A 17952-nucleotide genomic window follows, 5' to 3' on the forward strand; every position below is an offset into this window, starting at 1 on the left:
CGCTCAATACGCCGGCTTGCGTAGGGTATACCGAAACTGCTTGCTCACCGTGTCGAGGTAGAACGCCGCGTGCGCACCCGTTTCCGTCTCAAAAACAATTTTGACCTCGGTGGGGCGCTGCGGGGCCCGGAAGGGAGCCATCTGCCGCAGCTTTAGCAGCTGGAGCTGGGTGGGCTGGTCGCGCGGTATCACGGCCAGCTGGCGGTGGGTCTCGTCGAATAGGTAGTAGGCGTGCGTTTGGGCGAGGTAGCGGGCCAGTATCTGGGAGCCCAAGCCGGCCTCGATGCTTTCGAGGGTGAAGGTTTTGAGCACGCGGCCGCTGGCGTCGAGCAGCGTGGCGTTGGGGCCGCGCAGGGGCACGTCTTGGCCGCGCCGGTCGTAGCCGGGCCCGTACTCCACCAGCGCTGTTTGGTCGTTGATGAGCAGCGTGCCCAGAATGGTGCGGCCCGGCTTTTCGAGCGAAGTGACGTGGCCGTTGGCTTGTAGCAGCTCGGTGCTGCTGAGCAGGGTGCGGCCATTGGCCGAGAGCGCCAGGAGCGAGTTGCAGCCGTCGGTCCAGCGGGCGAGGCTTTTGTGCCGCACGCGGCCCGTGGCGGCGTCCAGCAGCACCAGGGCCTGCCCGCCGGCGTCGCTTTCGGGCGGGTAAAAGCTGATTTCAAACGCCAGCGCATTGAACGCGGGTAGGTAGCCCGCGAAGGAAGGCGCGGTCACCTCGCTTTCCACCGCCAGGGCTTCGCTGATAAGGGCCTTGAAATCGGATTTCTTGAGCTGGCGCACAAAACGGGGCTGGCCGTTGGCCTGAAGCAGCCGGAAGGTGTACACGCCCTCGAAGCCTCTGCCGATGCTGTTTTGGGTTGAGTCGTTGGGGTCGGTGCCGGGCTGGGGCGGCGGCACGTAGCGCAGCGGCCGGGCGCTGTCGGTGCGGGCCGTGGCCAGCACCCGGAAATCCTCGGTGCCGATGCGCACCAGCGGCGGCGCCTGCACCGAATCGCCGAAGCCGGGCAGCAGGCGGTAGGGCAGGGCCGTGTCTGGGGCGACCAGGGGAGCGGGGGGTAAAACATCGGCCGGGGCGTGCCGGGGCGCACGCGTGGCCGTTTCCTGCCGGCTGGCGGTGTTTTGGTCGCAGCTGGCCAGCAGCAACATTCCGGCAACAACGAAACCAACGCGCATGGGACGGCATTTAGGCAGATGAAGCAACAAAGTAACGCCCGCCGCCGGCTACGTGCCCGGATGGCCCTATCGGCGCCCGCTGTGTGTTAATTTACCCGCATTATTCACTCAACGCCCATCCATGAAACGCAACTACGCTGCCCTGGCTGCCCTGCTGCTGAGCACCGCCGCTCAGGCCCAAGCGCCCATCAAAACCCTGCCGTACCCGCAGACGAAGAAGGTGGACACCGTGACCACCTACTTCGGCACCAAGGTGGCCGACCCCTTCCGCTGGCTTGAAAACGACCAGGCGCCCGACACCAAAAGCTGGGTGCAGGACGAGAACAAGGTGACGCAGAACTACCTGGCCCAGATTCCGTTCCGCGAAACCGTGCGCAAGCGTCTCGAAACGCTGTGGAACTACGAGAAGTACGGCGCGCCCTATAAGGAGGGCAAGTACACGTACTTCTCCAAAAACAGCGGCCTGCAAAGCCAGTCGGTGGTGTACCGCCAAGTGGGCAGCGAGGGCAAGCCCGAAGTCTTTCTCGACCCCAACACTTTCTCGAAGGATGGCACCACCTCGTTGGCCGGCCTGAGCTTCACCAAAGACGGCAGCCTGGCCGCCTACCAGATTTCGGAAGGCGGCTCCGACTGGCGCAAGGTCATCGTGCTGCGCACCGACACCAAGGCCATTGTGGGCGATACGCTGAAGGACGTGAAGTTCTCGGGCCTGGCCTGGAAGGGCAACGACGGCTTCTACTACAGCTCCTACGACAAGCCCAAGGCCGGCAGCCAGCTGGCCGGCAAAACCCAGATTCACAAGCTGTACTACCACAAACTGGGCACCCCGCAGAGCACCGATAAGCTGATTTTCGGCGGCGAGAAAACGCCGCGTCGCTACATCGGCGGCAGCGTGACGGAAGACCAGCGCTTCCTCGTGATTTCGGGCGCCAACACCACCACCGGCAACGAACTCTACATCCAGGACCTGAGCAAGCCCAACAGCCCCATTGTGCAGGTGGTCGACAACGAGAAGAACAACGTCGACGTCATCGACAACGTGGGCAGCAAGCTCTACCTCTTCACCGACCTGGGCGCGCCCAACAACCGCGTGGTGACCGTGGACGCCGCCAACCCCAAGCCCGCCAACTGGAAAAACCTGATTCCGGAAACCCAAAACGTGCTGCACGTGAGTTCGGTGGGCGGCAAGCTCTTCGCCAACTACCTGAAAGACGCCACCTCGCTCATCGAGCAATACGACATGAGCGGCAAGAAGGAGCGCACCATTGCCCTGCCCTCGGTGGGCTCGGCCGGCGGCTTTGGCGGCAAGAAGGACGAGAAGGAAACGTATTACACGTTCACGTCCTACATCTACCCGCCCACCATTTTCAAGTACGACATCGCCACCGGCAAATCGACGGTGTTCAAGAAGGCCGGCGTGCAGTTCGACCCCAGCAAATACGAGTCGAAGCAAGTGTTTTACAACTCCAAGGACGGCACCCGTGTGCCGATGATTATCACCTACAAAAAAGGCTTGGTGCTGAACGGCAAAAACCCCACGCTGCTTTATGCCTACGGCGGCTTCAACAGCAGCGTGACGCCGGCCTTTAGCACCTCCAACATTGTGCTGCTCGAAAACGGCGGCATCTACGCCGTGCCCAACATCCGGGGCGGCGGCGAATACGGCGAGAAGTGGCACCTGGCCGGCACCAAGCTGCAGAAGCAGAACGTGTTCGACGACTTCATTGCCGCCGCCGAGTACCTGAAAGCCAACAAGTACACCGACACCGACCACTTGGCCCTCTCGGGCGGCTCGAACGGCGGCCTGCTGGTGGGCGCCACCATGGCCCAGCGCCCCGACCTGGCCAAAGTGGCTTTCCCGGCCGTGGGCGTGATGGACATGCTGCGCTACAACCAGTTCACGGCCGGCGCCGGCTGGGCCTACGACTACGGCACGGCCCAGGACTCCAAGGAAATGTTTGAGTACCTCTATAAGTACTCGCCCTACCACGCCCTGAAGCCCGCCAGCTACCCCGCCACCATGGTGACCACCGCCGACCACGACGACCGGGTGGTGCCCGCCCACTCCTTCAAATTCGCCTCGCGCCTGCAGGAAACCCAGAAGGGCGACGCCCCCGTGCTCATCCGCATCGAAACCAAAGCCGGCCACGGCGCGGGCCGCTCCACGGCCCAGGTCATCGGGGAGCAGACCGACAAATGGTCGTTCATGTTCCAGAACATGGGCGTGACGCCCTACCAGAACAACTAGCCGGCCGCCCGACGGGGCCGCTTAACAAAAAAGGTCACGCCCGATGGCGTGACCTTTTTTTGTGGTCGAGTGGCTCGGTTCAGGAAAGGGCCTGCGGGGCCGGTGACGAGCCCGCGGGGCGGCTTTTGTCCTGCGGCAGCGGCACAAACTCGGCGTTGTCGTTGGGCGGGAGGGCAATGCGGCCGGCCTGCCAGTCGGCCTTAGCCTGCTCGATGCGCTCGCGGCGCGACGACACAAAATTCCACCAGATGAACCGCTCGCCCAGCGGCTCGCCGCCCAGCAGCATCAGCGTGCTGGGCTCGCGGGCCAGCAGCACCGGGTCTTGCCCCGGCGTGAAAACCAGCAGCTGGCCCGCCGAGTACACGCGGCCGGCTACTTCCACGCGGCCCTTGGCCACGTAGGCGCCGCGTTCGGGGTAGCCGCGCGGCAAGCCGAAGCGGGCACCCGCCTGCAGCACCACGTGCAGGTAAAACAGCGGCGAATGCGTCTTAACGTCGTTTTTCAGCCCGAAGGCGTCGCCCGCAATCAGGCGCATCCACACGCCGGTGTCGGTGAAGATGGGCAGCTCCTGGGGCTGGTAGTTGGCGAAGGTGGGGGCCTGCTCTTCGTCGGCTTCGGGCAGGGCCACCCAGGTTTGTATCATTTCGAGGGCGCCGCCAGCCAGCGCGGCCGGGTCCTCAAACCGCTCCGAATGGGCAATGCCGGAGCCGGCCGTCATCCAGTTCACTTCGCCGGGCCGGATGATTTGCTGCACGCCCAGGCTGTCGCGGTGCGTGACCTGCCCGCCAAACAGGTAGCTCACCGTGCTCAGGCCGATGTGCGGGTGCGGCAGCACGTCGAGGCTGGCCATTTGCGTGGGCGCCACGTCCACCGGCCCGGCGTGGTCCATGAAAATGAACGGGCCCAGCATGCGCCGCAGCCGGTAGGGAAGGATGCGTTTCACGTCGAACCCCGGCGCCAGGGCGGCCGGGCGGGCATCAACTACAAGGTCGAGCATGGCAATGCAGCAGTTAAATTAGAAGCAATATCGCGCCGTGGCAGCTCATCGCACCAGCTCAAACCAGCCCTTGTAGCGGGTACCATCGGGCAGTTGGCAGAAGTAGTAATACACGCCGGGTACATTGTTTTCGCCGTCGTAGGTATTGCGGTAGTTCGTTGACTGGTAAATCGGGCGGCCCCAGCGGTTGAAGATGGTGAGCGTGGCGTTGGGGTACTGCTCGATGTTCTCAATCACAAACCGGTCGTTCTGTCCGTCGCCGTTGGGGGTGATGACGTTGTAGAAGGCCAGGCACCGGCTGTCGGGGCTGATGCGCAGGGCGCCGGTTCGGCACTGGGTGGAGTTCGGGGCTTCCACCCGCAGGGTTGTGCTGGCGCCTTTCACCACGTCCACCACCACGCTGTTGGTGCCCTGCCCGCTCACGATGGTGCCCTCGTCGATGCTCCACTGGTAGGCCGCGGCCGGGCCGTCCACGGTGTAGTGTAGGCCGCTATTAGTGGCCCGGCAGTACACGTTTGGGCCCTTTATAATTGGGCCGGGCACTACCGTAACGGCCTGCGTAGCCGCCACCGTGGGGCAGCCGCCCGGGGCAATGCCCTGGGCCGCCACGGTGCCCGGGCCGCTCGTGGTCCAGGTCACCTGCACGGTGCGGCCGGTGGCGGGCCCCAGAACCTCGCCGCCGCGCACCGTCCAGCGGTACTGGCCAAACGCTGGCCCGAACGCGGTGTACGTGCCGGTGCTCTGCACGCAGCGCACCGAGTCGCCCCGCACGCGGGTCAGCGGGGCATCGCCCACCACGGTGATGCGGAACACGCCGGCGATGCTTTTGCTGCCGCACACCTGGTCCGAAACCGTGACCAGCACATCGTAGGGCGCGGGCCGGGCCTGCCCGCAGCCGGCCGTCAGGTGGAACGCGGCCGTTACGGTGCCGGTACCCGTGACGTCGACCGCGCTGTTGATGCTGCCGGGCACGCCTGCGCCGGGCTGGCCGTTCACGGTCGCATCGATGGGGCCGGCGCCGTCCAGCAGCACGCTGCGCACCGTCATCACGAGGGGCTGCAGGTCGGGGTCGGTGGCGGTGATGTTGAAGTCGAGGCGCTGGCCTTCGCGCACGGTGAAATCCTGCTGCGCCAGGCTGGCCGCACTAAATGCCGGAGCTTGATTGGGTGCGACCGAACAGACGCGGGCGGCAATTTGAATATCGCGGCGAACCGTGCTCAGCAGCATTTCCTGGCCATTCACGACCCGGTATTCGGACACGTCGATGGCCAGCAGGAACACACCCTGGCGCTGGCTCACGTAGCGCGCCAGCCCGGTGCGCGCGTCCAGCGCCGCGTAGCCGTTGCTGCCAAACGGCCGGGCCGCGCTGTAGCCCGGCGCGTACGCAATGGAAGAGCCCAGGCCGTTGCTGTTGGGCGCCACAAAGGCGTAGCTCAGCCGGTCGCCGTCGGCATCGTAGGCGTTGTTGAGCAGGGCATTGGTGTCGCCCACGCAAATGACATTCAGGGCCGTGGTGGAGAAAACGGGGGAGGTGTTGGGAATAGCCGGCGGCGTCATGTCCACCGTCAGCGACATGGACTGCTGCGTCGGATTCTGAATGTTCGTGATGCCGGCGTTTCGGGCCGAGGCCGCATAAAAGGCCTGGTAGCCCTCACTCACCAGCGGCAGCTCCACGACGACGGTGTAAATGCCCAGCACCACCTCGGGCACCTGCACGGGGCAGCCCGGCACCGCGGGCGGCGAGATGCTTGTCATGCTGGTGTAGCCCACAGATTGCTGGGTGAGCACCGGCATGCCCGCGGCGCGCGAGCTCACCCCGATGGTGCTGGTAGCCCCCAGGTTCGACGTGGAGGCATTCAGGTAGATGCGGGCGGTAATCTGGTAGCGGTAGGGGGTTTCTCGGGAGCCGTTCGCATCCAAATATTTGTAGCTCAGCTCGCCACCTACCAAGTGGGTGGCAGCGGCCGGCAGGACGCTCAGCAGCCACAACAGCACACCCGCAATACTGCGTATGGAAAAGTTTGACATAGCGGTTGGAAAGGGCAGTACGGTTAAAAGCTAACCATATCCCAAGCTAATGGTTAATTTTCAAACACTTTCAGTCCGTTCCATTTGACAACTTCTTCCTCTTCCTCTAACGCCGGCCCCGTGGTGCTGGCCGGCGCCACCGGCGACCTAGGTTTTCGCATTGCGCAGGCGCTGCTCCGCCGCGGTGCCGCAGTGCGGGCACTGGTCCGTCCCGGCAATCTCAAGCCCGAAGCCACCGTGCTGCGCGACCTGGGCGCGGAGGTGTTGGAAGTTGATTTTGGCAGCGTGACGGCCCTCACCACGGCCTGCGCGGGCGCGGCCTGCGTGGTGTCGGCCCTCTCGGGGCTGCGCGAGGTGATTGTGGACGGCCAGAAGCGCCTGCTCGACGCGGCCGTGGCGGCGGGCGTGCCGCGCTTCATTCCGTCGGATTTCTGCATCGACTACACCAAACTGCCGGAAGGCAGCAACCGCAACCTCGACCTGCGCCGCGAGTTCAACCAGCGCCTCGACCAAGCCCCCATTCAGGCCACGTCCGTCCTCAACGGCATGTTCACGGACTTGCTCACCGGGCAGGCGCCAGTGGTGCTGTTCGGCCTCGGCCGGGTGCTGTATTACGGCGACGCCGACCAGCCGCTTGACTTCACCACCATTGACAACACCGCCGAATACACGGCCGCCGCGGCCCTCGACCCCAGTACGCCGCGCTACCTGCGCGTGGCCGGCGAGGTGGCCAGCGCCCGCGGGCTGCAGCGCGCCGCCACCGAGGCCACCGGCCGGCCATACAAGCTGCTGCGGGCCGGCGGCCTGTGGGTGTTGGGCGCCCTCATCCGTGTGGCGCGCACGCTGGCGCCGGCCCCGGAGGAGGTCTTTCCGGCCTGGCAGGGCATGCAGTACATGCACAACATGTTTTCGGGCCGGCCCACGTTTGCCCACTTGGACAACGCCCGCTACCCGGACATTCACTGGACATCGGTGCGGGAGGTGCTGGCCGCGCGCCACGCGTAGAAATAAGCGGAGGCCGGTTGGAATAGATTCATCCGTAGGGCATTGGAAAAGGGGAGACAGCTGGTAAATGCTGAAATCAGTATCCCTCGGCTTGCTACTTGTCGTATATAGCCAATCACCCTCACCCCAACTTCGATGAAAACGATGAAAGCAATTCCCGCATTTCTACTGGCCGGCGTGCTTGCCCTGAGCGCGGCGTGCAGCAGCACCAGCACCAGCGGCACTTCCGAAACGGCCACCAGCAGCGCCGCCGACGCCCAACCCGGTGCCGCCACCGTCCCGGATGCCAGCACCGGCACCGCTGCCACCGACCCCAGCGCCGACGCCACGGCCTTCGTGAACACCTTTGCCACCATGCAGGACGCCGCATTCCTGACGAATGCCGCCAGCAGCGACATGCTCGAAATCAGGGCCGGCCAGATGGCCTCGCAGAAGGCCACCAGCGCCGACGTGCGCAAGTACGCCCAGATGATGGTGAGCCAGCACAACCAGTCCAGCCAAGAGCTCAAGGCCGTGGCCGCGCCGCTGGGCGTGAAAATGCCCGACACCATGCTGCCCGTGCACCAAGCCATGGCCGACCGCCTGCTGAACAAGTCGGGCAAAAGTTTCGACGAAACGTACATGGACCTCATGGCAAAGGCCCACCAGATGGACGTGGCCATGTTTGAGGTGAAGAGCAAAGCCGCCGAATCGCCCAACGTGCAAGCCTTTGCCACCAAAACGCTGCCCTTGCTGCGCTCGCACTATGACATGGCCAACAGCCTGGAGAAAAAGGCGAACTAGGCTCACAACTCCCCGATGTGGGAAAAGCCAAAGCCCCGGTTCGTGCAGTTGCACGGGCCGGGGCTTTTTTGTGGCGGCCGGGCACAAAAAAAAACGCCGCGAACCGGGCGCAGAGCCCAGGTTCGCGGCGTTGGCCGGTAGTGTTGCCGAAGCCTATTCGACCACCAAGCGGGTCGTTTGCACTTGGTCGGCGGTTTGCAGCTGCACCAGGTAGATGCCAGCGGCCAAGCCCTGCAGGGCCAGCTCCTGCTGCTGCGAGCCTACGCCCTGCTGCACCGGCGCCAGCTGGCGCACCGTTTGGCCCACCAGGTTCAGCACCTTCACCGAGGCGGTGGTGGCTTTGGCCAGGTCGTACACCACGCTCACGTTGCCGCGGGCGGGGTTGGGGGCCAGGGCCATGCGCAGCACGAAATCGTTGCTGGTTTTGGCCGCCGTTACTATCGAAAACGAGTAAGCCCCGGTCTGGCTGTTGAAGCGCACCAGGTAGCGGCCGGCGGTGGGGATGACGATGTTGGGGCCGTCCTGCACGCCGGTGCCCGAGGGAAAGGCGGCGGCGCCCCAGTTGATGGTCCAGGCGTCGTTGGCCCGGAATTTCACTTCGTTCGAGCCCGTAGCGGCCGTCAGTTGCAGCGTAACGGTCCAGTCGTTGCCGCCGGCCACGGTGCGGGTCATGGGCGTCGAGGCGTCCCAGCCCGTCGTGTTGGTGGCCGTGCGGGGCGTAGCCGAGCCGATGATGCCCACCGTCGTGATGGTGGTTTGCGCCTTGCTCAGCGAGGCCGAGAGCAGGAATGCAAAAAACAGCGTGGCTTTAAGAGTAAAATTTTGCATGCGTATTGGGATTAAGGGTTGAGTAGGAATTTATGTTTCAAAGCTACAACGTCTTATAATTCAGTGTATGACGTTTAGAAAAATTTTATAGTCGTGTAATTCAGCACGTTTGCGCTAACGTTTGCGCAATGCCACGGTTTTTGGCGGTTTTTGGCGTCGGGCAAAACCGGCTTTTGGCCCCGGCCAGTCTCCGCCTATGCTCTTTTTTCAGGGCCAATCGCCTACCTGGCCACCATCGTTCCTACAGCAGCGCCGCTGCTTTACGGCGGCATCATTTTTCAAATGAAAACCACTATTTGAATCTTGTTCTTTGAAATGCAAAGTTCTTTTTAATACTTTTGTGTTGCACTCATTTACGCCGCACTGGTCGTTAGCCGGCACCCGGCGGGGCAGGGGCAGACTGAGGGCGCCACCGGCCATTCACCCATCTTTTTTCACCCTTCATCCATACCAGCATGTCTCTTTCCAAAAGCTTCCTTTTTGTGGCCCTGGCTACGGCTGCTCTGCTGCTCGTTCCCGTTGTGGCCATGCAGTTCAGCGCCGAAGTGCAGTGGACTTGGTTTGATTTTGTGGTGGCCGGTGGCCTGCTGTTCGGCGCGGGCAGCCTGTTTGTGCTGGTGGCGCGCCAGGCCACCAGCACCACCTACCGGTTGGCCGCCGCTGTGGCGGTAGCCGCCGGCTTGCTGCTGGTGTGGGCCAACCTGGCCGTGGGCCTGGTGGGCAGCGAAGACAACCCGGCCAACCTCCTGTACGTGAGCGTGCTTGCGGTGGCGCTGGTCGGGGCCCTTGCGGCGAGGTTTCGGCCGCAAGGCATGTCGCGGGCCATGTTCGGGGCCGCGCTGGCCTACGTGCTGGTCACCCTCATTGCGCTGTTTGTCTGGAAGCCTACCGGCGCGGCCGCCGAGCCCTCGGTGCACTTGGCAAACGTGCTGGTGGCCAACGGAGCTTTTGCCGCCATATGGGCCTTGTCGGGCTGGCTGTTCCAGCGCGCCGCCCACGTTTCGGGCACTGGCTCGCCCCGGCACCTGGCATAAGTTTCCGCAGCGCCCACGCAAGGCCATGAACCTGACTACCCTCCTAGACCGCCGTCATGCCCAGGCCCGGCACAACCGCCGGCTGCGGTAGTTCGCGGTGTTTTGCCGGGTGGCCCTGGCGGCGGGCTTTCTGCCGTCGGGGTTTGCACCAAAGAGGCCAGCCGCTTGACCAGGCCCCCGGCGCCAAACCCCGCCAACTGGTGGGCAGCGGTTTTAGAAGAAGCGGTATCGATAGTAGCGGGTTTCGGTGGCGCCATCGGTGCGGCTGATGGTTTCGCGCGCCAGCAGGCCGTCGGGGCGGTAGGCGTAGGTGCTGATGGTGCCATCGCGGCCCTCTTCCCGGCCCTGCGAGCTGGAGATGGCGCGGCCGGCGGCATCGCGCTGGTAGGCCGTGCGCACGCCGTAGCCGGTGGCGAGCAGGAGCTGGCCTTTGCGGTTGTAGAGCAGCTTGAAATCGGGCTTGAGCGTGCCGGGCTTGAGGCCAGCCACGTGGTAGGTGAGGGCATGAAAGCCGTACTTGGAGCCGCCCAGCACGTAGCCGAGCGTTTCGGGGTGCTTCTCCACGTATTCCTGGATTTCCTTCTCGAAGGTGACCTCCCCGGATTCGACCACGCGCTTCTTCTCGAGGCGGTAGTACTGGAACTTGGGCTCGCGGGGCCGGCCGTTGGTAAAAGTGAGGTTGTCGGTGCGCTGCGTGTTTTTGCCCGGCCCCACGGCAAACTGCCGCTCCAGCTCCGTGACGGTGCCTTGGGCGTCGCGGGTTTCGACGTAGGTGGTGTCGTGGCTGGTCCAGGTGCGCAGGCGGGTGACGGGCTCCCACAGGCCGGTTTCGGCGTTCCAGCGGGTTTTGCCGGCGGGTTCGGTGCCCTCGGCCACGTAGCGGGTGTGCTCGGTGGGCAGCCAGGCCAGGTCGGCACGGCCGGTGTCGCGGCGCGAGCCGATGAGGTGGTAAGAAGTGCCCGCCACGGCCTGGCCCTTAGCATTGTATTCCCAGTCGTTGCGGTAGGAGAGCACCCGCTCCGACGCTCGTTCCTGCTGCACTGCCCGGCCGTTGCGGTCGAAGAGTTGGTACTCGTTGAGGTGGCGGGCAGTGGTGGCCCGGCCCTGGTCTGACGACTCGCTTTCCACAAATAGCTCCTTCACGCCGTGTTTGCGAAACAGCTCGGCCCGCGGCACGCCGTACACGAGGTCAGTATCGGCCGTTTCGGCCCTATCGTCGAGCGGTGCGCCGGCTCCCATCAGCACCCCGGTTAGCAGCGTGAGGGCGAGAAAAGACGTTTTCATGGCGAGGCGGGGCAAACAAATGGGAGGCTCCGGCAAAGATACCGGACGGCCCGGCCGCGGCGTTGCCCCCTAACTTGCAGCATGAAACCACGCCTACGCCATGCTTTTTCGGCCCTCGCGGCCCCGTTCTTTGCTTTTCTACTGGTGCTGCTGGCGCTGGCCCGGCCCTCGGCCGCGCAGGGCGAGGCCGAAGAAGAAAAGGTGTACACCTACGTGGAGCAGATGCCGACGCTGCCCGGCAACGGCGGCAACCAGGCCATTGTGGCCGCCATTCAGGAGCGGCTGGTGTACCCCGAGCAGGCCCGCCGCGACAACGTGACCGGCCGCGTGTTCGTCTCGTTCACGGTCACGCCCACCGGCGGCGTCAAGAGCATCAAGGTTGTGAAGGGCATCGGGGCCGGCTGCGACGAAGCCACCGTTGCGGCCGTGAGCCAGCTGCCGCGCTTCATCCCCGGCAAGCAAAACGGCCGGGCCGTGTCGGTGAGCTTCACCGTGCCCGCCACGTTCCCGCCGGCCTCGGGGGCCTCCGCCCCGGCCACCCTCGACGGCGCCCGCGTATACAGCTACGTGGAGCAGATGCCCACCCTGCCGGCCCCCAACGAGAAAACCACGCTGCAGGCCGCCGTGATGAAAAACCTGGTGTTTCCGGCCGAGGTGCGCGACGCCAAGTCGGAGGGACCGGTCCAGGTCACCTTCGTGGTAGATGCCAAGGGCAACGTGCGCGACCCCAAAATTGTGACCGGCCTCTGCCCGGCCTGCGACGAGGCCGTGCTGGCGGCCGTGCGCAAGCTGCCGCGCCTGGTGCCCGGCCAGCAAGGGGGCCAGCCCGTGCCCGTGAACCTGGCGCTGCCCCTGCAGCTCATCTCGCCCAACCACGTGTACCCCGCCGACCCCCGCGGCCTGCACGCCACCTTCCCCGCGCCCGGCGTGTACGACTACCTCAAGCGCAACCTGCGGGTACCGGCCGTGGTGGCCACCGAGAAGCTGCAGGGCCGCGTGCGCGTCGAGTTCATTGTGCGCCCTTCGGGCAAAGTGGAAGGCGCCGAGTTGAAAACGCACCTGTGCACCAGCTGCGACGCCGAAGCCCTGCGCCTGGTGAATGCCTTCCCCGCCTGGGCCCCCGCCCGCGACAACGCCGACCAGCCCGTGGCCACCCGGCAGTTCGTCGACATTCCGATGCCGCTGCCCGACCCCAACAAACCCTTCGTGGACGGCGACAAAGTGTATTCTTACGCCGAAAGCATGCCCACCTTTCTGGACGGCAGCCCCGTCTACGGGCCCAGCATTCAGCAGGCCGTGCGCTACCCCGAGGCCGTGAAGCGCGAAAACATCAACGGCACCGTGTCGGCTGAGTACATCATCGACGCCGACGGGCTGGTGCGCAAGCCGCGCATCACGCGGGGCCTATGCACCAGCTGCGACCAAGCCGTGCTCGACGCCCTTGCGCAGATTTGCCCCTGCACGCCCGCCCAGCAAAACGGCCGCCCCGTTCCCATCCAGATGCGCGTCGACGTACCTTTCACGCCCAGCTCAGTTTCGGCTGCGGCTCCCGCGCCGGTCAAAAAACCAGCTGCCAGTCCCGTCAAAAAGAAGTAGGGGAGAGCCGATGGCCTGCGTCCGTCGCCAAACCGGGCCAAGGCGCCAGCCTGGCCGAAGAAACCGGCGCTGCCCGAGCCGGCGTGCAGCCGCGCCATCCGGGCCCCGTCTGGGGCAGCCCGTGGGGCCTGGGCAAAACAATCTGGCCGGGTGGGTGGTCTTAGCGCATGCCGCTTTGCCAACAAGCAGCTCATCCATCACCCGCTCAGCTTACTGTTATGAACATTGGAATCATCGGCGCCGGCCACATCGGCAGCGCCCTGGCCGTGCGCCTCACCAGCCTCGGCCACTCCGTTAAAATTGCCAACTCCCGCGGCCCCGAAACCCTGGGCGACGTGGCCCAGAAAACCGGCGCCACCCCCGTCACGGCCGAAGAAGCGGCCAAGGGCGCCGACCTCATTGTGGTCACCATCCCGCTGAAAAACATCCCCGACCTGCCCAAGAACTTGTTCGAGGGCGTGCCGGCCGACGTGCCCGTCATCGACACCAGCAACTACTACCCCATGCTGCGCGACGGCCAGATTCCGGAGCTCGAAACCGGCGACCTTACCGAGAGCGAGTGGGTGCAGCAGCACCTGGGCCGCCCCGTGATGAAGGTGTTCAACAACATTTACGCCGACCACCTGCAGAACAAGGGCGTGCCCGCCGGCACGCCCGGCCGCATTTCCTTGCCCGTGGCCGGCGACGATGCCGCCGCCAAGCAGAAGGTAATGGCCCTGGTGGAAGAGCTGGGCTTCGACGCCGTGGACGACGGCACCCTGCACGAGTCGTGGCGCCAGCAGCCGGGCACCCCGTCCTACGGCGCCGACTTGCCCGCCGACAAGCTGCGCGAGCACCTGGCCAGCCTGGGCACCCAGCGCACGCCCGAGCAGCACGCCCAGTTCTTGGCCAACCACAACGCCGCCGAAAAGCAAATGGAAGCGCAAGGCGTAAAGCTGAAGTAGCCGTCCGCAAGTTGTTGTGATTACCCAAAAAAGAGCCCCGGCAATAGCCGAGGCTCTTTTTTTTGGGCTTTGTTCAAGACAGAGAAAGCCGAAAGTCTGGGCAGGGTAGGCCTTGTTGTGCGCGGAGCCAACGTTGCTGCCAGGCATGCTGGCCGCCTCTGTTTAGCTCTCGTGTTTTTTGGCTGCGAGAAGGCTTGCTACTGCTGCAATACGGCGAAAAGGTGCTGTTTCGGCCGCTGGCGCAAGGGGAGGAATGTGGCCGGATGCTTGCAAATGCGTTTAAATATATTTAATATTGTATATAATATGAATGCGGCGGCTGCCTGGGGTAGTGCGCCCGTGCTTGATTCTGGCTCTCTGCGTACCGCCTTCCGGCCAGGGCGGTGTAGGCCATTGCGGGACCGGTACCGCAGTTGGCTCCGTGTTTCGCTCTCGCGCTTGGTAGCTACCGAAGCCACATGCCCTGCCTTTTCTGAATACAAGTTCAGGCGCCTGCTGCAGGGCCCGGAGCCGCTTGGTACCCGGTCCATCAGCTCACGCAGCGGCCAGGGCCGCAAGCCAGTGCGCCAACCACAACACCGCCATCTGCAAACCCATAGCTTCATCCTTCATTATGAAACAACTCCATTCTTTCGCCAGCTTACTTACCAAAGGCCTGCTGCTTGCCGGCATTGCCTTGGTTGTTCCGGCCTGCTCGCAGCGGGAGGAAGTGCAGCCCGACCTGAGCACCCGCTCGGAAAGCGCGGCCAAAACCGAGAAAACCTTCTACGGCCCGGCCGTGCCGCTGGGCCAGGGGGTGGGCCGGGCCTGGGTGACGGTGAACGCCGCCGGGACGCCCACGGCGATGGGGGTCGACATATCGGCCAGGTCGGTGGCGGCGCAGGGCACGGCGCCCACCGAGCACACCTTCCGGCTGCCGCAGCAGGTGGCGGTGCCGCCTTTCGACCACATTGAAATCGGATGGAATCCCAACGGCCACGAGCCCAACAACATCTACACCCTGCCCCACTTCGACCTGCACTTCTACATGATAACGGAAGCTTTCCAGGCCACCATTCCTTTTCTGGCCCCAGTGGTGAACGGCGCGCCGGTGTTCGACCTGTTTCCGGCGCCGGGCTACTTGCCGGTGGCCTACCAGATGGGCCCCGGCCTGGTGCCCAACATGGGCGCGCACTCCGTGGACGTGCTGGCGCCGGAGTTCAACGGCGGCGTGTTCAGCAAAACGTTCATCTACGGCAGCTACCAGGGGCACATCACCTTCCTGGAGCCCATGTTCACGCTGGATTACCTGACCTCGCTGAACAACCAGACCAGTTTCAACCCCATCCCCATCCGGCCGCCGCAATACGTGGAGCGGGCGGGCTATTACCCCACGAGCTACACCATCAGCTACGACGACAGCCCCGAGCAATACCGTATTTCCCTGAACAACTTGGTGTACCGCCTGGCCCGCTAATGCGGCGCAGAAGCCACCCGGGCCACCCGTGAAACGGGCAGTGCCGGCGCACGCATCTGCCAAAGCCCGCTACCCGGAAAAAAGCCCCGTTCTGTTGCTGTTGCAGCAGGCCGGGGCTTTGTGCTGGTGGTTGCCGGGCTCGGCCCATCGGCCGGCCGTGCTGCGATAAAGCCCAAGTGTTCGTTTTCCCCGCCCGCTGCCCCCGCCGCTGAAGAAACACGGGCTTCTGCGTAACTTAGCCTTAGAAGCAGCATTGTTTCACTTCGTCATTCAGCATCTGCCCACTATGACTACCACCCTCGTTTTAGAGCCAACCAATGATGCCGACCTGCACTTGCTGCTGAGTCTGGCGCAGCGGCTAGGGGTGAAGGCCACGGCTTCGCCTCCGGTTACCACCGTTTCCGAGGAAGAGCGGCGGCGGCGCTTTTTGGCGCTGGCAGGTTCCTGGCAGTCCGACGAAAGCGGGGATGAAATCAATAAGATGCTGATGGAATCGCGGCATTTCCGCGACCGCGACGTAGAGCTATGAGCTACTATTTGTTGGACACCAACATCTGCATTCATTTCACCAAAAACGAATACGGTATTGTCGAAAAGCTGGACAGCATTGGCTTCGATAATTGCTTTATTAGCGAGTTGACCATCGCCGAAATGCTGTACGGCGTGGCCAATAGTGCCCCAACCAAGCAGGCCGCCAACCGGCTGGCGCTAAATGGGCTGCGTGCCGCCTTTGAAGGCCACATTTTGCCCATTGCGGACTGCTTCGAGCACTACGCCGCCGAGAAAACCCGCCTGCGTCGCGCCGGACGCCCCGTCGATGACTTCGACCTGATGATAGGCTGTACCGCCATCCGGCACGGCCTCACCCTTGTCACGCGCAACACCCGCCACTTTGCCGACATTTCCGGCTTGGTGCAGGAAAACTGGATTGACAATCCATAATCCCCCGCCCGCTGCCCCCGCTGCTGAGCGAAACAGGCGCTTCTAGGGTAGCTGAGGCAGGCGCCAGGAACTAAGTGGAATCTTCGTAGTTTTGGATGGTATGAAAATCACGCTGGAAGTCCCCGATAACAAAGCGGCTTTTATGATGGAGCTGCTGCAGAGCCTGCCGTTCGTGAAAGCCACGCCGGCCCGCACGAAAGCCAAGCCGCAGGACGAAACGGAGTACTTGTTGAGCAACCCCGCCAATGCCCGCGAATTGCTGGAGTCCATTGAGCAAATTCGGCAGGGCCAGACGGTGCCGATGAAAGAGCTGAGCTAATGCTGGTCAGCTTCTCCCAAAAAGCGTGGGCGCATTACCTGTATTGGCAGGAAACCGACCGCGACATTCTGCACAAAATCAATGACCTCATCAAAGAATGCACTCGCACGCCCCACAAAGGCACGGGCAAGCCGGAGGCGTTGAAAAATGAGTTACGCGGCTTCTGGTCGCGGCGCATCAATCACGAGCACCGCTTGGTGTATCAGGTGCAGGGCGAAACCCTGTTTATTGCCGCCTGCCGCTTCCACTACGAGAAGTAGACACCCCACCCAAGCCCCGCCCGCCGCCCCCGCCGCTGAAGAAACGGGAGTTGCTACAGTAGCTGTCTAGTGTCGGGGCGTGTAGTATGGAAGTGACGGAAATACAGCGACTAATTCCAGCCGAAATAAGCCCAAGGATAATTCGTGCGACGGCCTTCCAATTGCTTTTTAAGCCCGGACTCTTCTTTTTCGTGCCCTAGGATTCGGTAAAGACAAGCTAAATAATTACGGGTGTAAATGGATAATAGAGAATCATCTGTTGGTGCCACCGTTATAGCTAATATATCAGCAATAAATTCTCCGTGTTGCTTTTGTAAAACCGCTTTATCCTTTACTGAATTATTAGAGAATATGTCACTGTAAGCTTCTACAAGAAACATCAGCTGCAATAAGTTTTTAAGAGAATTATGCTGAATATGAGTCACAAATTTTTGCATAGTTTCCAAATCTCCTAACCACTTGGGCGACGTTACCTTGAAGTAATTTAGGTGAGCCAGTAAATGGTCAGGCACTAAATGCACTGCATTCGCAAAAGCTGATTGAGCAGCTTCGGTATCGCTGAAGCCCATGTAGACACGTACCAATCGAGCGAATGATTCCGCCTCTAAAATTGGCGTGCTGAAATGTTCCGAGAAATTTCGATTCGCTTCTCCCAAATAATAAGTGAACCCGTCGATTTGCTCGCCAGTTAAGGACGCTCCAACATTGGTGCCCCGGCGGTCCCAAGCAAGGAAGAGGTAGTAAGAGCCTGCAACCAACTCTTTTACTTCTGATTTTACGCTTGTAAAATAATTTCTGAGCGTCACTTCGTATTTGTCTGTTAGACAAATTCCATCTAGCAGACGAGTTAAATCTTCGCTGCCGAGAGAAAGAATAGTGCTTTCAAACTCCTTCCAGCGTTCAGTCTGAAGCATTGTAACAACGCCGAGCTTTTTGATTAAGCCGTACGAATAATCCGGAGTGTCTTTCGTAAACAGGGAAGAGCCGGTAGAGATTAGCTTATTGAAAAAGCCCATGTGCGGAGAACGAAAATGCCATACCAAAATGGCTGAGAATGG

At 62.8% G+C, this 17952-nt stretch carries 17 protein-coding genes; 11 read left to right on the plus strand and 6 right to left on the minus strand.

Annotation, left to right across the window (positions count from 1 at the left end):
• Positions 1 to 3: 3 nt before the first annotated feature.
• Positions 4 to 1143 carry a hypothetical protein gene (locus IC234_RS05035; RefSeq protein WP_190922766.1) on the minus strand — a complete coding sequence of 380 codons (1140 nt, stop codon included), beginning with the start codon at positions 1141 to 1143 and terminating at the stop codon, positions 4 to 6.
• A gap of 148 nt (positions 1144 to 1291) precedes the next feature.
• Between IC234_RS05035 and IC234_RS05040 the strand changes: the two genes are divergently transcribed.
• A complete protein-coding gene (locus IC234_RS05040; RefSeq protein WP_190922767.1) occupies positions 1292 to 3418 on the plus strand; it encodes a prolyl oligopeptidase family serine peptidase in 2127 nt (708 codons plus the stop codon).
• 79 nt (positions 3419 to 3497) lie between these two features.
• Here IC234_RS05040 and IC234_RS05045 read toward each other — a convergent pair whose 3' ends face one another.
• The gene (locus IC234_RS05045; protein WP_190922768.1) at positions 3498 to 4415 is read right to left on the minus strand and encodes a pirin family protein; all 918 of its coding nucleotides are present in this window, start codon (positions 4413 to 4415) and stop codon (positions 3498 to 3500) included.
• A gap of 45 nt (positions 4416 to 4460) precedes the next feature.
• Positions 4461 to 6443 carry a T9SS type B sorting domain-containing protein gene (locus IC234_RS05050; RefSeq protein WP_190922769.1) on the minus strand — a complete coding sequence of 661 codons (1983 nt, stop codon included), beginning with the start codon at positions 6441 to 6443 and terminating at the stop codon, positions 4461 to 4463.
• An 84-nt stretch (positions 6444 to 6527) separates the two neighbouring features.
• On the opposite strand from IC234_RS05050, the gene IC234_RS05055 reads away from it, so the two are divergent.
• Positions 6528 to 7448 (plus strand): NmrA family NAD(P)-binding protein, encoded by a 921-nt coding sequence (locus IC234_RS05055; RefSeq protein ID WP_223827503.1) that lies wholly within the window; start codon positions 6528 to 6530, stop codon positions 7446 to 7448.
• A 144-nt stretch (positions 7449 to 7592) separates the two neighbouring features.
• Positions 7593 to 8231 (plus strand): DUF4142 domain-containing protein, encoded by a 639-nt coding sequence (locus IC234_RS22055; RefSeq protein ID WP_190922770.1) that lies wholly within the window; start codon positions 7593 to 7595, stop codon positions 8229 to 8231.
• A gap of 153 nt (positions 8232 to 8384) precedes the next feature.
• Here IC234_RS22055 and IC234_RS05065 read toward each other — a convergent pair whose 3' ends face one another.
• Positions 8385 to 9059, minus strand: a complete 675-nt coding sequence (locus IC234_RS05065; protein ID WP_190922771.1) for a T9SS type A sorting domain-containing protein — start codon at positions 9057 to 9059, stop codon at positions 8385 to 8387.
• Between the two features lie 455 nt (positions 9060 to 9514).
• On the opposite strand from IC234_RS05065, the gene IC234_RS05070 reads away from it, so the two are divergent.
• A complete protein-coding gene (locus IC234_RS05070) occupies positions 9515 to 10093 on the plus strand; it encodes a hypothetical protein (protein ID WP_190922772.1) in 579 nt (192 codons plus the stop codon).
• Between the two features lie 213 nt (positions 10094 to 10306).
• Here the strand turns inward: IC234_RS05070 and IC234_RS05075 are convergent, their stop codons facing one another.
• Complete coding sequence (locus IC234_RS05075; protein ID WP_190922773.1) at positions 10307 to 11377, minus strand: hypothetical protein; 1071 nt, start codon at positions 11375 to 11377, stop codon at positions 10307 to 10309.
• Between the two features lie 81 nt (positions 11378 to 11458).
• On the opposite strand from IC234_RS05075, the gene IC234_RS05080 reads away from it, so the two are divergent.
• The 7 genes from IC234_RS05080 (at position 11459) to IC234_RS05110 (ending at position 16894) form a co-directional block, all read left to right on the plus strand.
• Positions 11459 to 12973 (plus strand): TonB family protein, encoded by a 1515-nt coding sequence (locus IC234_RS05080; RefSeq protein WP_190922774.1) that lies wholly within the window; start codon positions 11459 to 11461, stop codon positions 12971 to 12973.
• 167 nt (positions 12974 to 13140) lie between these two features.
• Positions 13141 to 13917 (plus strand): NADPH-dependent F420 reductase, encoded by a 777-nt coding sequence (locus IC234_RS05085; RefSeq protein ID WP_190922775.1) that lies wholly within the window; start codon positions 13141 to 13143, stop codon positions 13915 to 13917.
• Positions 13918 to 14530: 613 nt separating this feature from the next.
• Positions 14531 to 15373, plus strand: a complete 843-nt coding sequence (locus IC234_RS05090; protein ID WP_190922776.1) for a hypothetical protein — start codon at positions 14531 to 14533, stop codon at positions 15371 to 15373.
• A 286-nt stretch (positions 15374 to 15659) separates the two neighbouring features.
• Positions 15660 to 15902 carry a hypothetical protein gene (locus IC234_RS05095; protein WP_190922777.1) on the plus strand — a complete coding sequence of 81 codons (243 nt, stop codon included), beginning with the start codon at positions 15660 to 15662 and terminating at the stop codon, positions 15900 to 15902.
• On the plus strand, positions 15899 to 16315 hold the full coding sequence (locus IC234_RS05100) for a type II toxin-antitoxin system VapC family toxin (RefSeq protein ID WP_190922778.1): 417 nt from the start codon (positions 15899 to 15901) through the stop codon (positions 16313 to 16315). Before IC234_RS05095 ends, IC234_RS05100 begins: the two co-directional genes overlap by 4 nt.
• Before the next feature lie 100 nt (positions 16316 to 16415).
• Positions 16416 to 16634: a type II toxin-antitoxin system Phd/YefM family antitoxin gene (locus tag IC234_RS05105; protein ID WP_190923451.1), complete on the plus strand. Its 219-nt coding sequence runs from the start codon at positions 16416 to 16418 to the stop codon at positions 16632 to 16634.
• Positions 16634 to 16894 (plus strand): Txe/YoeB family addiction module toxin, encoded by a 261-nt coding sequence (locus IC234_RS05110; RefSeq protein ID WP_190922779.1) that lies wholly within the window; start codon positions 16634 to 16636, stop codon positions 16892 to 16894. Before IC234_RS05105 ends, IC234_RS05110 begins: the two co-directional genes overlap by 1 nt.
• A 110-nt stretch (positions 16895 to 17004) precedes the next feature.
• On the opposite strand, the gene IC234_RS05115 is transcribed toward IC234_RS05110, so the two are convergent.
• The gene (locus tag IC234_RS05115; protein WP_190922780.1) at positions 17005 to 17910 is read right to left on the minus strand and encodes a tetratricopeptide repeat protein; all 906 of its coding nucleotides are present in this window, start codon (positions 17908 to 17910) and stop codon (positions 17005 to 17007) included.
• Positions 17911 to 17952 lie beyond the last annotated feature (42 nt).

Source organism: Hymenobacter armeniacus, from assembly GCF_014699055.1.
GTDB classification, from domain to species: domain Bacteria; phylum Bacteroidota; class Bacteroidia; order Cytophagales; family Hymenobacteraceae; genus Hymenobacter; species Hymenobacter armeniacus.